General features: G+C 47.5%; 18 protein-coding genes. All 18 read right to left on the reverse strand.

The features are described 5' to 3' along the window. Positions 1-16: 16 nt before the first annotated feature. The 18 genes from OEV42_07745 to OEV42_07830 all read right to left on the reverse strand — a co-directional run bounded on the left by OEV42_07745 (position 17) and on the right by OEV42_07830 (position 15,555). Positions 17-1,123: a hypothetical protein gene (locus OEV42_07745; GenBank protein ID MDH3974157.1), complete on the reverse strand. Its 1,107-nt coding sequence runs from the start codon at positions 1,121-1,123 to the stop codon at positions 17-19. A 6-nt stretch (positions 1,124-1,129) separates the two neighbouring features. Then, a complete protein-coding gene (locus tag OEV42_07750) occupies positions 1,130-1,708 on the reverse strand; it encodes a DUF4255 domain-containing protein (protein ID MDH3974158.1) in 579 nt (192 codons plus the stop codon). Positions 1,709-1,711: 3 nt separating this feature from the next. After that, complete coding sequence (locus OEV42_07755) at positions 1,712-1,942, reverse strand: hypothetical protein (GenBank protein ID MDH3974159.1); 231 nt, start codon at positions 1,940-1,942, stop codon at positions 1,712-1,714. A gap of 391 nt (positions 1,943-2,333) precedes the next feature. Continuing rightward, the gene (locus OEV42_07760; protein MDH3974160.1) at positions 2,334-4,472 is read right to left on the reverse strand and encodes a DUF4157 domain-containing protein; all 2,139 of its coding nucleotides are present in this window, start codon (positions 4,470-4,472) and stop codon (positions 2,334-2,336) included. After that, positions 4,473-4,760 (reverse strand): hypothetical protein, encoded by a 288-nt coding sequence (locus OEV42_07765; protein ID MDH3974161.1) that lies wholly within the window; start codon positions 4,758-4,760, stop codon positions 4,473-4,475. It lies immediately after the preceding gene. Positions 4,761-4,779: 19 nt separating this feature from the next. Then, complete coding sequence (locus OEV42_07770; protein ID MDH3974162.1) at positions 4,780-4,902, reverse strand: hypothetical protein; 123 nt, start codon at positions 4,900-4,902, stop codon at positions 4,780-4,782. Positions 4,903-4,946: 44 nt separating this feature from the next. After that, positions 4,947-5,906 (reverse strand): DUF4157 domain-containing protein, encoded by a 960-nt coding sequence (locus tag OEV42_07775; GenBank protein ID MDH3974163.1) that lies wholly within the window; start codon positions 5,904-5,906, stop codon positions 4,947-4,949. Continuing rightward, a complete protein-coding gene (locus OEV42_07780; GenBank protein ID MDH3974164.1) occupies positions 5,907-6,194 on the reverse strand; it encodes a hypothetical protein in 288 nt (95 codons plus the stop codon). It lies immediately after the preceding gene. A gap of 272 nt (positions 6,195-6,466) precedes the next feature. After that, positions 6,467-7,843 (reverse strand): DUF4157 domain-containing protein, encoded by a 1,377-nt coding sequence (locus OEV42_07785; GenBank protein MDH3974165.1) that lies wholly within the window; start codon positions 7,841-7,843, stop codon positions 6,467-6,469. Then, positions 7,844-8,131 (reverse strand): hypothetical protein, encoded by a 288-nt coding sequence (locus OEV42_07790; GenBank protein MDH3974166.1) that lies wholly within the window; start codon positions 8,129-8,131, stop codon positions 7,844-7,846. Next, a complete protein-coding gene (locus OEV42_07795; protein MDH3974167.1) occupies positions 8,128-8,370 on the reverse strand; it encodes a hypothetical protein in 243 nt (80 codons plus the stop codon). Before OEV42_07795 ends, OEV42_07790 begins: the two co-directional genes overlap by 4 nt. Continuing rightward, positions 8,363-9,037, reverse strand: coding sequence for a YkgJ family cysteine cluster protein (locus OEV42_07800; protein MDH3974168.1), 675 nt, complete (start codon positions 9,035-9,037; stop codon positions 8,363-8,365). The genes OEV42_07795 and OEV42_07800 overlap by 8 nt, the downstream gene beginning before the upstream one ends. 1 nt (position 9,038) lies before the next feature. Continuing rightward, on the reverse strand, positions 9,039-9,632 hold the full coding sequence (locus tag OEV42_07805) for a hypothetical protein (protein MDH3974169.1): 594 nt from the start codon (positions 9,630-9,632) through the stop codon (positions 9,039-9,041). A gap of 79 nt (positions 9,633-9,711) precedes the next feature. Further along, positions 9,712-11,778, reverse strand: coding sequence for a DUF4157 domain-containing protein (locus tag OEV42_07810; GenBank protein ID MDH3974170.1), 2,067 nt, complete (start codon positions 11,776-11,778; stop codon positions 9,712-9,714). 32 nt (positions 11,779-11,810) lie between these two features. Further along, the gene (locus OEV42_07815; GenBank protein ID MDH3974171.1) at positions 11,811-12,014 is read right to left on the reverse strand and encodes a hypothetical protein; all 204 of its coding nucleotides are present in this window, start codon (positions 12,012-12,014) and stop codon (positions 11,811-11,813) included. Between the two features lie 313 nt (positions 12,015-12,327). Beyond that, a complete protein-coding gene (locus OEV42_07820; GenBank protein ID MDH3974172.1) occupies positions 12,328-13,323 on the reverse strand; it encodes a hypothetical protein in 996 nt (331 codons plus the stop codon). A 75-nt stretch (positions 13,324-13,398) separates the two neighbouring features. Then, positions 13,399-15,285, reverse strand: a complete 1,887-nt coding sequence (locus OEV42_07825) for a DUF4157 domain-containing protein (GenBank protein ID MDH3974173.1) — start codon at positions 15,283-15,285, stop codon at positions 13,399-13,401. Beyond that, entirely contained in the window at positions 15,286-15,555 is a 270-nt protein-coding gene (locus OEV42_07830; GenBank protein MDH3974174.1) for a hypothetical protein, read from the reverse strand. It lies immediately after the preceding gene. Positions 15,556-15,571 lie beyond the last annotated feature (16 nt).

The following is a 15,571-nucleotide window of genomic DNA, read 5'->3' on the forward strand; positions in this document are numbered from 1 at the left end:
CTCCTTTTCTATTTTTTTAAACGTATATATATATTTCCGAATAAATATTACTGCCTGACTCATCGGGCTTTACTATCTGATTAACCGATGGGGCCGGCAAATTTTTTTTCAGTTCAATTACGTTCCCATGTCCCCCTCCCTGTCCGCTTTTTTTTAGTTTCAGGTCAATCCCTTTTACCGGTTCCTCTGTAAATGCCAGTTCCTTATCGGAAATGAATATCTCCACAGGGACAACATCATCTCCGTCAAATACGCCCTGTGAATCAAATTTTACAGAGGGATCAGGATGACTGATTGAAAGATTTTCCGCCTTGAAATGCTCGTCTCGCTCATAGTATTTAAAAGCGACACAATACTTCCAATAGGTCTGCCGCCTTTTTATCTTCACCATGTATTTTTTCGGCGCCACACTCTCTCCATCGATGAAGCGGTATGCTTCCGGAACATCATCATTACTGAAAATATCGATAATGCCGAAGACGCTTTCCCCTGTCAGTTCATGAGAGGCATAAAAGACCAATTCAATTTGACCGTCAATTTTCAGCGTAAACCTCCCCGGCCTGCGGCCACGCAAGTCAACGGGATAATTAAGGACGCCTTCAACAAGGGATACATTCTCACTGATTACCGAATCTCCCCGTTCATCGATAATCTCAATCTGTGCCGACGGGTTTTCCGAATGAAAACCGTACTGGAAAAGTTGCGGTTTTAACGTTATGCGATCATCCAGGGAAAGATGATTTTTATCTGTAGCGGAGGAAAGCAGGAGGTCGCCACTTTGCTGATTATCATTAACATTGTGCAGACAATAAATATGGTGAAATTTACTGTCCAGGGGGAGATCGGAATAGTTAAGAAGATAGGGGTTCCTCGACTTGAGCATAAAGGATAACCTGACCTTTCCGTCTATCGCTCTAAGGGGTTCCTTGCCGCCCAAACCATCGTCAGTCAATTCGTAAAGGACAACAAAGCCCCGGGATATTTTTTTGAACAGGAGTCCGTAATTTTTCAGCTCTTTTTGACATAATGCCGTCGGCTCAACTTCGAAATCTTCACCCTTTTCAGCCCTATAGTAATTGTGGTAAAAATTCACTTCCAACAGTTTGTCAAACTCGATTTTCATAGGCGGTCAAATACCTTTTCCCGAAGATTCGATAATCCTGACGGGAGGCTCCTCATCTGCCTTATGGCCTTCCTGGATAGCTATCAATTTGACCTTATACATGACTGACGGCAGGTATTTGGCTCCCAATGCCCCCCATAAGTGGTTCTGTTGCTCAAAACCCAATGAATGGAGTTCAACAATTAATTTTTCGATTTGCCCATCCAGATCGGGCGTATTCTGATGGGTAAAAACATTCTTGCTTTGAAAAAAACGTATGGCTCCCGTCAGATATTTCAATCCTTTTTTATAATCATTAAAATTTGCCGCAATAAGAACAAAGAGGTTAAGCTTCAATTCGGGATTCACATGGGAAACAATCCCCTCATCAGAAACAACTGTCGCTTTCATCGATTTCAATGTGCGCTCTTCCTCTATATTAATGAGTGACATCCCCAATGAATCAGGGTCGATGGCAACACTTCCGTTATCCTTAACTATATGCGTAAGAGAAATAACGTCTTCCGTCGTCACACCGAGATCAGGAAGATGCTCAAGATAGGAATGTATGGAATCGGTTAAAACTTCAAGGGCTCTGTCTATCATCTCTTATTTCACAGGATTAATGCGGTAAACGGTTCTTTCCCCGCTAGAGGAATGTCTTTCAATTTTTCCTTTGCTGACCATCTCATCGAGTACGCCTCCGATAAGATCAACGGTATTATCGATAGTCTCTGCTATCATCCACCATTGGGCAATGCCTTCGAGCGTATCGCCGGCTTCCGGGTTTTTAAGCAGATAACTGAGTATCTTTTCACGAATTTCAACAGAATCTGTCATTTATCGAAAATACGGACCTGGCTTAAAACAGTAAAATAGAGAGCAAGTCTCGGTCCAAACAAGGTAACCTATTGAATTTAAAGCCATTTTTAATCTTACAGACCAACAGAAAGACAGTCCTGCGTCATAAAATAATGACTGCCACAAAAAAGAACCCTTTAATCAGGCAAAATGTGCGCAGATTTGTTTTATGACGCCTGCGTCATAAAACAATGACGAATCAGACAGTCCGGGCTATGGGATATGAAATTTATTTCGGGAAAGATTTTTAATCACTGTGAAACCGTCCGGGAAACAGAGGGTCTTTCCATTTCGAAACAACTCCCCCCTGCCCTTTAACGTAAAGTCTGAACATTACACGCTCTATTTCATGTTTCAAATTTCATTTTCATTAGGGTTGTGTAGCGAATTCCGTAATTGTCTCCAGACCTCTCAGGACGATGAAAAAAGCGGTTGCGTAGCGGCTGCCGTCAGGCGCGTCGAAGAGTCTTTGATAATCCGCCAGTCCACCAACCTCCCTCAAGACGATGCTCTGGATCTGACTCGCTGTGGAACCGGCGGGGATTATGCCGACAGGGGTTTCCACGGCCCCTTGTCGGACCAGGTATGCTCTGCCGCCACGCAATTCCACGAGGTACCTGATTGCAGGGTAAAAGCCTAACTGGCCACTTGCGGTATACGCCCCTTCCAGTGTACTGCGCACATCCTGCCGCGCCCTTTCCTGTGCCACGGGATCGGCGGTGCGTATGGTTTCAAACTGATGGACGAAGGTCACGTTGATGTTGCGCGGCGGTGGATGGCCGGCGGCCTCCAGCAGGATTTTCATATAATTGTCGACTCGACGCGCCTGGATCTCTTTTTGCAATTCCTGTTCGCGGCTGTGTTCAACAGGTAAACGCCTGGATCTGAGCAGTTGCTCGGCAGTGCGGTCCTGGATCGCGTGGAGATACTCGTGCACAAATGAAGCCGCTACGCCGGCAAGTTCCTGATTATTGGTAAAGCGGCTGACCCTTACCAGATTATCGTTTGGGTTATAGCTGGCCCCTGTGCCGCCCAGGATAGCCATGGGCATATTAAAGCGGATCACCAGCCGGTTTTGCCGCAAATCAGCAATGATATCGTCAACGAGACGCATGACTTCACGGATATTTTCATTGTCCGCCATGGGCAGTGTATAAACAACGCCGCTTTCCGTGTATTGAATGGGGTTCCCTGCCGTAATCAGCGCCTGAATATCGGTACGCGCCGTAACAAAAAAATCACGTAGCTGTGTATACCTGTCTGCATCGTCCGTATCGGGGGTGTCACGTTCCGGCCCCGTCTCCACACCGAGGGGACGGACCGCGTCGATGAGTCCTTCCCAGACCATGCGCCGCTGATCGATTTCCACACGGCGGTTGCGTGCTGCCGCAAGCCAATCGACGTCGTCATTGGGGTAGGCCGGCTGAGTTTCACCCAGCCCCTGCACGTTCCAGATTTGCACCTGAGGTACGCTACGGCCGGTAAGGTAGTTTTCAACCGCATTCGCTCGTTCTTCCGACAGCCGTTGGTTATATCTGCTGCCGCCGTGACTATCCGTATGACCTGTGATGTCGGCAACAATATTGTGGTGATCGATCATCTGGGTAGATATCTGATCGAGGAGGACATGATGACGTGGCGGCACACCTTTTTCATCATAGGTAATATGGTCAATGATGTGATGATTATGATGGACCAACCTGGGTAGCCTTAAATGGACCCGGGGCAGCCGGACCGTTGGAATCGGCAAGGAGGGTTGCGCCATGGCAGAGGGGTCAAGAAGGATACAGGTAGTCGGTATTGTCCGGCATATTGCGCGGTGCATGGCGTCCTCTTCTTCGGGGCTGAGCTCGGGCTGGAACATGCTTATATCAGGCAATTCTCCGACCTGAGGCCCGAGAAACTCCCGTGCCAACTCCAGTCCGTTGAGAATATCCCTTGGGCTCGGCAGTGAAAAACCACCGATCCTTACGCCCGAATTGAGCGGATCCAGCAAATCGAAGGTCACTGCATTGGGGGGCTGCTCCAATTCGGGTAAAGGATCGGGCATTTCCTCCGGCCCTGGCGAACCTTCCTCGTCTTCCTCCCGTTGAATTTGATATTGCGCAGGTGTGTGCCCCCTCTGCTGTACGACATGAGTCAACTCATGGGCAAGCAGTCTCTTTCCGGCATTAGATTCCGGTGAGTATTGTCCGGATCCGAAAACGATATCACTCCCTATTGTATAAGCTTTGGCATTAATGGCTCGAGCACTTTGATCGGATCCGGACCCTTTATGTATGCGTACATTGCTGAAATCCTGGCCGAGTCTTGCTTCGAAGAAGGCGCGGCTCGATTCTGACAGGGGTTGGCCTCTGCCTTGCAGAGACGAAATGCCCGATACAACACCGGGCATAATCTCCGGCGCTACGGCGCTATCCTTGCGCTGGATCAAAGGCGTGATCTGATCTGATAACGGTTTTAGCCTTATTTCCTCTTCGTCCCCGGACCGGGAACAGCCATCCTTCATTCAGCCAGGTTTTCGCTGAACCTGCGGATCGGGCATCGTCATCACCCCGTCGGCAATGCTGTCGGCCTCACCTTCGTATTTGTCGTTTGGGGCGCCGATCTTGAGTTTGGCCTGTAGTTGTTCCGACTCATACATCTGTTGCAGGGCGGCGTTACCGAATTGACGCTGGATCTGTAAATGCGGAGCCTGCCGTGAAAAAAAGGGCGCTGCCGCAGCTTTTGCCAAAGATGCAGATTTTACGCTGCTTTTGGAATCAATTTTTTTTGATTCACATGTTCTTTGATTCATAGAATATTTGACCCTCTTTTCATTTCCCCGCCTTCTCCATCAACAGACACATTAACAGCCATTGGAAGGCGCCGGCACGGACGATGAGAATCCTGGCCCTTTCAGTTTTTTTGCTGGCGACGGCATGCTCTTTACTTTTCATTAGTGGCAGGCAAAACTCACCCTGCGGAACATATTTTCTTCCCTTTACAATTGATCCAATAGGAATAGTATCGCATCAGATACAGGTAATATAGTCGACGAAGTTCCAAGTTCTCTGTCAGTTTGTTCCAACATTGTAGGATGGTCACGGCTTAACCCGGAACCTACGGCCCTGGCTATCGTTTTGTTTGTCCAAAAGGCTGCGCTATCATTATTTAATCCTAAAACCCGGCCAAAAAACTGGTAATTAGTCTGCCAAACGGGAACAATATCACCTGCCAATCTTTCATCTAACGTTACCCCTCTAAAGATCAATTCATTTCGAATGGACAACCAGTCTATTTGGTTCATACCCAGGTTTGAGAATGAACCAAAAAATGGGTTTAATAAGGCGCTTTGACCAGGTTCTGGAGCAATGGCAGGGGGTGTTGCGGTTTGTGGAGATGCCGGCGTATTGGTCAGTTGTCTTAACCAGCGAAGTCTTTGAATCTCTCTTTGTATATCCGGATCCAGTCGAAGCGCAGGCAAACCAAAACCTAAACCAGAGGTTCCCTCTTCAGAAACAGTGGATTGAGGTGTTTGGCACTGAATCACCGGACCGGATTCCCATCGCAAACCTTGCTGTACCACATGGGTTAACTCATGCGCCATCAGCCGTTTACCTTCGCCACTGTATGGCTTATATTGTTCGGCGCCAAACACAATATTCCGACCCAAAGTAAAGGCTCTGGCATTGATACTTTTGGACAATTTTGCGGCACTATTATCAGCATGCACTCTGACACCGCTGAAATCAGTCCCAAAGCGCGGCTCGAAAAAAGAGCGTTCACCTTGACTCATCGGCCGTCCGCCGCCTTGCAGAGACGAAACACCCGAAGCAACGCCGGCCGTGATCCCCGGCGCGGCGGCGGAATCCTTACGCTGAATCAAAGGCGTGATCTGATCTGATAAGGGTTTCAGCCTTATTTCCTCTTCGTCCCCGGACCGGGAACAGCTATCCTTCATTCAGCCAGGTTTGGGCTGAATCTCCGGGGCAGGCATTCTCATCACCCCGTCGGCAATGCTGTCGGCCTCACGTTCGTATTTATCGTTAGGCGCGCCGATCTTGAGTTTGGGCTGCAGTTGCCCGGACTCATACATCTGCTGCAGGGCGGCGTTGCCGAGTTGACGCTGGATTTGCAACAGCGGATCCTGCCGTAAAAAAGAGGGCGCTGCCGCAGCCTGCGGCGAAGGTACAGGCTTTACGCTGCTTTTGGAGTCAGTTATTTTTGGTAGAGATGTTCTTTGATTCATGGATTGTTTGTCCCTCTTTGTATTTTCTCCTTGGCCATGACGAGCCGGAAATGATGCTGTCCGTCTACTCCTTTGTATAGCTGGAACTTTGTTTTTTTCATTTTTTCCTCCTTCAACCCTTGTGAGGCAGTTCGATAAAGGTCTATTGCTTAAGGCAGCCGGGTTATCTTCGCTGAACTTTATTGCGTTAGATGATTCCTTTTTTTCCACTGGCGACGGCATGCTGCTTACTTTTTATTAGTGGTGGGCAAAACCCACCCTGCGGGACTTTTTCAGCAAGTGTACCTGCTAATATATGGAGCCAGTAAACGCCGCATAGTTGCCCGAAGTTCATCTTGACCTGAAAGTGAGATGCCTTGACGTGTGTTGTTGGCTTGTCTTATATATCTGCGATATGCTGCACGCACCTCATCTCCATGACGTCGTAGAAACTCGGGATCATTGACAGCAACTAAACGAGCCATAGTTGGACCAAAGCATGATGGATTTATTCTCTCATTCCACTGGCCATTGATATAGGCCCGGGAACTAAATGTCACGTTGGGACTAGCATAAACACGTTTGTAAAATTCCATGCCTGCTTCGTTAGCTGCCAAATCTCCTCGTGAGAATACGCCTGTAGTACTTAATCCGAATACGCCTTCCCAAAAAGGCCGATTAAAGGCCAACCGTTCAAAACCCGGCCAGTCTTGATCATCCATATGTTCAATCCAACCGGCTATAGCCGAATTAGCAGGCATTCTACCTTCCAGCCATTCGCCAAAACCGCGAGCATAATCATCACCCCTGCCAAGAGTGACAGAAATATAGAAGTAATCCCTTCCTTGTTGAAAAAAGTGTCCCAGCTTGTCGCTTCCAATGCATAAATGACCAAATTTGAGCAAAGTACCAAGTGTTCGTTCACCTTTTAATATCCATGGGTTAACTGTACCTGACCCTGTACGACGGCCGGAGGGGGAGCCTGATATCAATAAAAAGGGGTTTTCATTATCCCTGTACCGCGTTGCATTGATGGCGACACGATGTTGATGAGTCGTTGGTAAATGTTCTGCCCACTCCTCAATTGGACTATAAGGAGAACCACTGCCGAGTTGTTGATAAACTGCATCGACACGTGCTGCACCATCTTGAATGCTTGATACCGAAGAGAGCACCTGATTTATGTGCGCATCAAGCATAGATGTTAAATCCTGCAAATTACGACAGAATTGAGGATTGTCATCGATTTCCGCCTTCTGAATAACTGAGTTACCTGTTGTGTTCTGTTGAACCACATGGGTCAACTCATGCGCCATCAGCCGTTTACCTTCGCCACTGTATGGCTTATATTGCCCGGCGCCAAACACAATATTCCGACCCAAAGTAAAGGCCCTGGCATTGATACTTTTGGACAATTTGGCGGCACTATTATCAGCATGCACTCTGACACCGCTGAAATCAGTCCCGAAGCGCGGCTCGAAAAAAGAGCGTTCATCTTGACTCATCGGCCGTCCGCCACCGTGCAGAGACGAAACACCCGAAGCAACTCCGGCCGTGATCCCCGGCGCGGCGGCGGAATCCTTGCGCTGAATCAAAGGCGTGATCTGTTCTGATAAGGGTTTTAGCCTTATTTCCTCTTCGTCCCCGGACCGGGAACAGCTATCCTTCATTCAGCCAGGTTTCGGGCGTATCTCCGGAGCAGGCATTCTCATCACCCCGTCGGCAATGCTGTCGGCCTCACGTTCATATTTGTCGTTTGGGGCGCCGATCTTGAGTTTGGCCTGCAGTTGTCCGGACTCATACATCTGTTGCAGGGCGGTGTTGCCGAGTTGACGCTGGATATGTAACAACGGATCCTGCGGTAAAAAGGAGGGCGCTGCCGCAGCCCGCGGCGAAGGTACAGGCTTTACGCTGCTTTTGGAGTCAGTTATTTTTGATAGAGATGTTCTTTGATTCATGGATTGTTTGTCCCTCTTTTCATTTCCCCCTTTGCGTCATCAACCAGCACATTAAAATCCATTGAATGGCGCTGAACCGGACGATCAACGCAAAGCAGCCAAAGATTTAATCTATCTAAAGCTTTCAGGGCCTTACACAAATATTTAGAAATTTTAATCAGTTTTTTTTGTGCATTTGATTGCATACCAAATAACAAAATCAATCTAGGCGGTCCCTTTAATTTTGGTTCACTAGTCAATTTTAGACTTATAGGTGACCTTATCTTCAGGAATCATATAAACTGCTTCAAGTTGAATCTTTCTCTCCTTCAAGTTTTCCTCAACCCATTCGTAGTTAAATTCCATTTTTTCAAAATCCTTCCAAATTCTTTTATCATTGGCACAACTATATTTAAAACAGACTTTAGGACGGTCAGCATATATTGAGCAGCAATGTTTCTCCAGATCCAGGTGGTAACAATATCCATTTGTGTTTTGTCTAATGAAATAAGGTTGACCCAAGTCCCATTTAATTTTTCCTGATTCGATTTCATCTATCGATAATGCAAAATTCAATTTGCAACATATCCCTTTGCAAATACCTAAACGCTCTTCACAATTTACAGGATCAAAATCATGAGACGCTTCTCCATTGTTATCCTCGCTGATAGCGATGCAGGCATGAAAATGCTCCTTTTTTTGGAGCGTTTCATCTCTTACTTTTTTTACCGTTTCTTCAAATCTTTTTTTATCAAGTAAGTCTTGTGCAATTAGAGTATCGAGCAATCCGTATAAAAAGGATTCTATTTCGTTAATCCTTTCTGCTTGATTACTTAAAGAGCTATGCGTAAAAAAACCGGAGCGCTCTAATTGTCTTTCAAGCTCAGATAAAGTCTTGTCATTGTTATTTATTTTCGGTTCCGGCATTTTATTCCTTTTTCAGCAAACCTTTCAAACGCTCTATTTCTTTATCTCTGGCCTTAAAGTCTTGATAAAACCTGATTGGGATATCCTTTATTTTGGATATGTAAAAGGCCGCAAAGTCTTTGATTCTGTATTGGTAGGCATTGCCAATGGTTGCTTCTTGACTTCCTTCATATAGTATCCTGCTGGCCCTATCATCCAGTAATTTTGTTAAAGGGGAAATTGCAGCAATATCAAATTTAATAAATTGCTTACCCAAGTATCCGGTATCATTTTCATCATATAAAAGGCCCCATAAATTACCATTAAGCTGAGCTGAATTCCCCCTGTCTGCACTGGTGTGCTCTAAAGCATGAGCATAAGCGTCTGCCAAGGTTTTATAACTTTTGATATCCAATTCAACATCAAAGTATCTTAATACTTCAGCAGCCAAAAATTTTGCATGAGAAGGGCTTGAGTCAGAAAAAATGATGCCTTTGAGTTGTTCAACATTTTCTCCATTTTCCCAAATACTATCGGCCAGGCTCTGTTCTCCATACATAAAAAGCCCAGGATAGCCTATTTCTATCAATCTGCTTTCAAGGTCATTTTTCTTCATTTTGCATTTGATTCGTTAAAACCGAGAAGCAAACAGCCTTGCTTAAACCTATAGACAGGGTGAATCACCAGCTTTAAAGCTATGATCTTTCATCTATAAAGTCAGCCCCTCTCATCCAGCCCGTTAAACCAATCAGGGCACCATCTACTACTTCAATTTTTGCTTTCCCGGCTAACGGATTCGTTCCTGGAACATCATATAAGTGCGTCCCGTCTGTCACTTTAACTCTTGTGTTTTCGGGTATTCTGTCCTCTATTAAATTATTTATGTCTATCCAGCCAGTTAAGCCTCTACTGTTGCCGTATACTACTTCTATTTTTGCTTTTCCGGCCAATGGATTCATACCTGGAACATCATACAAATGCGTCCTGTCAGTAACTACAACTCTTGTGTTCTCAGGAATATGGGGCCCTATAACACCGTTATCATAATAAATAGACGAACCTCCTGGTTTTACTAATGCAATATTATTATCATAATCAATGTTTGCCCCTCCGGGTTTTATTAATTTTACATTAACTAGAGGTAAATTTACAGTATCTGCTCCAGTAGAGGTTTTTGAGGCATTCCAAATTTCAGCGGCTTTCATAAAGGTAGATGAAGGAACACCTTGAGAAACTACCTGAAGAGGAATTTTAGTGAAATTACTTGTTGAATCAGTTCGCCATCCCCATCTTACTGAACCATAATAAGTACCAGCTTGAGTACCTTTTGTCGCCAAAGCCGTTGTTTCAAATATATGTCTGGAATCTTTTGCTGCTCCGCTTCTTGTCGGTTTATCTATCAATGTGGCATCCTTATGTTTAGAACCAGACTTATCAGTATAATGATATCCAAGACTTCCCCAATTAGCAGAGATATTAGTGTCATCTAAAGAAGCACTAGGTTTTGTTTTTACCGGATAAATAGGATTATTATAAGTAGCAGCTCTATCTATCGCAGTCCCTTCATCAGTTTCACCTGCACCAGTATTGATGTTAATAGCATCTGCTGCTCCAATATTTCTGAGGGCAGCGCCAGGAGTTAAACTTATCTTTTTATTAACGATCCCCTGTACAGATTGTGTCAGTCCAATTAGTTCTGCATCAACATTATTCCCAGGCGTAAATTTTAATTTAATGTCAACTCCGCGAACCCCCGTTGCAGGTGGATATACGGTTCCCCTAGAATCTTTATCTTTCCTTAAATCGTACTGGTCGGTATCCCAGGTGCCACCAGAAGTAGTTACTGCACGTTGAATAACACTATTTTTTGCCTGGACCGTCCTCAAAGAATTTCTAATTCCCAGACTGGGAGACAGGTATTTTGATATTTTTTCTCCTCTTACGGTTTTCTCCCCAAAATTATCTGCTTTCGCTTCCAGACCTTTATTTTCACTGACGGCAAACCCTTTTCTCACGACACTAGCAGGTCTAACTACGCCACTTCCCTGCTGAACCGTGTGAGTCAACTCATGCGCAAGCAGGCGCTTACCACCAGCACTATCTGGTGAATACTGGCCTGAACCAAAGACAATGTCCCGCCCTACGGTAAAGGCCCTTGCATTAATCCTTCCGGCCAAATGGTTTGCATTTGAATCATTATGAACTCTCACACCACTAAAATCAGCGCCAAAGCGGGGTTCCATAAATAAACGGGTAGATTCAGTCAGCCGTTGACCTCTACCACGCATGGACTGAATACCCGATGCAACATCAGCAGTCACGGCAGACGTTGCACCCGGCTGTTCCTTTGCCTGCATAAGATTATTTTGTTCTTCATCGGTTTGGCGCTGGAGTCCATCTTCACATGTCGAGCATATACGTTGGACAGTATTATTATCAGCAACACTGCCAGTGACTGAAGGGGGCGAGTTGCTTGTCAGTTCGGAAAACTGTGAATTCAAATCCGGCATTCTCATAACATGGTCCGCCACCCGGTTGGCTTCCCGTTCGTATTTATCGTTGGGAACAGCGATTTTTAGCTTGGCCTGCAATTCTCCCGGCTCATGCATCTGCTGCACGGCGGCATTGCCAAGTTGGCGCTGGACCAGTAAAAGTGGGGCTTGCGGTGAAAAGGAGTGTTGCACCGCAGCCTTCGGCGAGGAAGCAGGCGTGGCGCTGCTTTTGGAGTCGCCCTTTTTTGATGTAAATGTTCTTTGATTCATGGATTGTCTGTCCCTCTTTTCATTTTCCCCTTTCATTCATCAGCCGGCACATCAATAGCCACTGAAAGGCGCTGAACCAGGCAATAACCAGCGCCGTCAGGAAGCAGTCGATAAACCACCAATATTGAAACAATCCTGGCCGGTAAAGAGCAACCAGGGCAAAGGCTGTCAAGTGGCCGAAGCAATAGCCGCAGCAGAGCATTTTCCCTTAAAAGGCGTTCTTCCCCTTTATCCACTCCCGCAACGGCAAAAAAAGTTTCATTTCGGCAACGGTAAAGGGGATAGACGCCGTGACAAGGGAAAGATAAATGACCGCTTTCATCCCGGCTGCGCTAACAGCCGCCGCTGCAATGCGCCACAGGGCGCAGCATATATTTCTTTGTCCATTTGTTCATGTTGTAGTCCTTTCATTCTATAAAACGGTCGCTGTTCCTCTTTGCCGATATGAGGTAGCCTTTGCTGGAATGTTACCTTGATTCCAAATGTTTGAGAAAAACCCTGTAAACTTCCCTTTTATTGTTAGAAACCATGCACTTTCCTGGTCTGTGTTCATGGGCTGGCCGTTAAATTTCCCCGAGAGTCTACGCCCACTGAAATTGATATCGTCTTGGTATCAACAACTTGATTGGTCCCTCCATCGAGTATTTCAATAGTTTGTGTAACATCTTGAACGAATCCCTGAGGACTATTGCCTCCCGTTATCGCAATGTCCCCTGGTCCATCTACCCAGACTAGTGTTTTGTCGCATGCTCCAATAGGGTTTATTCGTGCTGCCTTGGTCCAGGCGTTCCCCTGGAGCGGGGTAACTGGCCGATGGACTGTGCGTCGTGGGGCTTGCCCATCTCGTGTAACAGTAATGACTTCAGATTGGCGTAAAATGCAGGGATTTCGAGAAGTTTCGCATATTTCCCAGTCTGCGAAAAAGAGAAAATGCCCTGCAGTAAACATTCCAGCCGGTATTCCGGGAGCAGCCATGTTGCTGTATTTGAATGGTCCCGTTGATGCGCGGCGGGGCGCTGAAAGATTTGCCTGCCGGCGTAAGCTATTTCTATTCAGGAAATTGTTACCATGACGCTCCATATCGGCATAAGGTGTACCAACTTGATGGCTATCCAGTGAAGCGATGGGAACGCGGTACCTAGTTCCGCTAGAACAAACCTGACATCCCGAACAACCTGGGGTACTCGGATTCACAGCCGGACTTTGGGCTACTTCTTCCGGGTTCAGTTCCAGCCTTCCTATGGAACTTTCTGAGGCTGAGTTCGAAATTTGTGATTTTAAATTTTCAGCCCCGGACTCTCTTGTCCACGTCACCGGGTCATCCTTTTGCTCGTATTTGTCGTTGGGAGCACCTCTTTTCAATTTGGCCTTCAGTTGCCCGGACTCATACATATGCTGCAAGGTGGCATTACCGAGTTGGCGTTGGAGTTGCAACAGTGGGTCCTGCCGTGAAAAGGAGGGCCCAGTCGCAGTCTTTCGAGAGAAAGCAGGCATAACGCTGTTTTTGGAGTCAGCCTTTTTTGATAAAGATCTTCTTTGATTCATGGCTTGTGTGTCCCTTTATCCCGATTCGGGGGAAATGCACCGGCAGTGATTCAATTAAAATCATTTAGCGCATCATCAGGCATTATGATAGATCCGGTTGCACTGAGCATCACTTAAGGTTACCGTTGCGCGGGGACGGCCGTGCATAATTCCGGGTAGCGTATGCCGTTCCAGAGAATCCCGGTCAATCAATTGATGACCCAGTTCATGGGCTAACGTATCCAGGCTGCCGCTATTATTAACCACCGATTTTCGACGGTTTAAAGCGTGGGTGCCGGCGCGGGTGGAGCAAGAGAATCCACCACCGGCAATGCCCGTAACTGTCGCGACAAAGTAAGCGCTGATTTTACCGGTTCCCATTCCATACTCCGCCCTTCCGCCCCGATACATTCGGCGTTCCTCCGCCGTAACCGAGCCGCAACTGCTGCCTGAACGCAAATCAGTATCGCCACCCAGCCAGGTTGTCGTAAAGGGCGCCGCCGCCCGGCTGTCATCGGCATTAACGCCATGCTGAATACGTACATTGCATTGGGAAAATATGGAATTGGCAACCGCAATTTGAGTCGACGGATTATGGGTCGAGCCGACCAGTTTCAGCGTATCGACAACAACCGTCTTTTCGGCACGTGTCCGCCGTGCACCCGGCGGCGCCTGCGCGGCTACGCCGGCGACCAGACCCAGCATCAGGTTAGCTCGCCTTAGATTTGATTGTTGTTCGGCGCTCAGCGTGGCGGGCGCCGCCGCCAGGGCCGTTCGTATTTCCGCTAATATGGCGGCACCATCGCGTTGCGCGGCTAATAATGAAATGCCCCGGTTGACCATCCAGTTCATAAATGAAAGCGCCACGTCAAATCTGCCCGCGCCCAGTTGACGAAAGGTTTCTCGAATGAACGGCAGCGCAGCTATTGCGTTGGTTTTAGCCTGAGCAGTTAAATGTATCCCCCGTCCGCCGGCGTCGGTTTCTCTGGCCAGGAATGCCCGCACATCAGCCGTTAATGTCGCCGGCGCCACCGCCGCAGTAGCGGTAGCAGGCGTATCCAATAGGGGCAACCACGCCGCCTCAAATCCGGTCGATAAAGTCCGAATAATGCCGGGATGTAATGTGGCTACGCCCGTTACTTCATCTATCAGCACGGGCAAGGGAAATCTAAGGCCTGCTTGCCACCGGTTCATATTGGGCAAGCGAAGATAATAACGATTATAAGCCATTAATCCTTTGGCCAGAATCTCCTCATCAATGATATCCAGGGGCACAGGGGCCGTTGCGCCCGGTGCGGTAAAGGGCGTCGCTGTTGTCCATAAGGGCAATAATAATCTGGCCATCATCCTGAACGTAAGGTTTGCCCCGATAATGATATTCAGACGGCCGGCACGCGGATAACGCAATCCTCCCGCAATGGTAACCGGTCCTACTCTGGTGTCCGTCACGTTAGTGGGGTAAAATTGAAGTCCCGTCCCCGGCGTTATTCCCAGGGCCATGGTTCGGCCGACTGCGCCGGGGTCGGCGCGATAAATGGTATTTTTATCCGCTTTCGTTTTAATATAATGATCGCGCAAGGCAGGCCCGGCATGTCCCTGTTGCGCAACATGCGCCAATTCATGTGCCATCAAAGACTTGCCTTCCCTGCTGTGCGGCTCATATTGACCGGTGCCAAAGACAACATCCCGCCCCAGGGTAAATGCCCTTGCATTAACACTTTGCGCCAAATAGGCGGCACTCGAACCTTCGTGAATACGAACACCACTAAAGTCAGCCCCGAAGCGGGGCTCAAAAAAGGCCCGGGAAGATTCGGAGAGAGGTCTTCCGCCGCCTTGAAGCGAAGAAATACCCGAAACGGTGTCGGGCGTAACTCCCGACGCTGCAGCCATATCCTTACGCTGGATGACAGGCGTAATCTGCTCTGAAATCGGTTTTAGCCTTATTTCCTCTTCGTCCCCGGACCGGGAACAGTTATCCTTCATTCAGCCGGGTTTTCGCTGAATCTGCGGATCGGGCATCCGCATCACCCCGTCGGCAATGCTGTCGGCCTCACGCTCGTATTTGTCGTTGGGAGCGCCTATTTTCAGCCTGGCCTGGATAAGGTTTTGCATTCCCTCGTTGCCCAGGCTGCGTTGAAGCAGCTTTAATGGTGACTGCACCGCTGAATTGGTTTCCGGCGCAGACCGGGGTTTGCCCGCCGGACCCATTTCGGCAGAAGTCTTTTGATTAAACTGAATATTTTTTTGCTTCACAGAAAACCTTCCTCCT

It is taken from the genome of Deltaproteobacteria bacterium (genome assembly GCA_029860075.1).
Taxonomy (GTDB): Bacteria; Desulfobacterota; JADFVX01; order JADFVX01; family JADFVX01; genus JAOUBX01.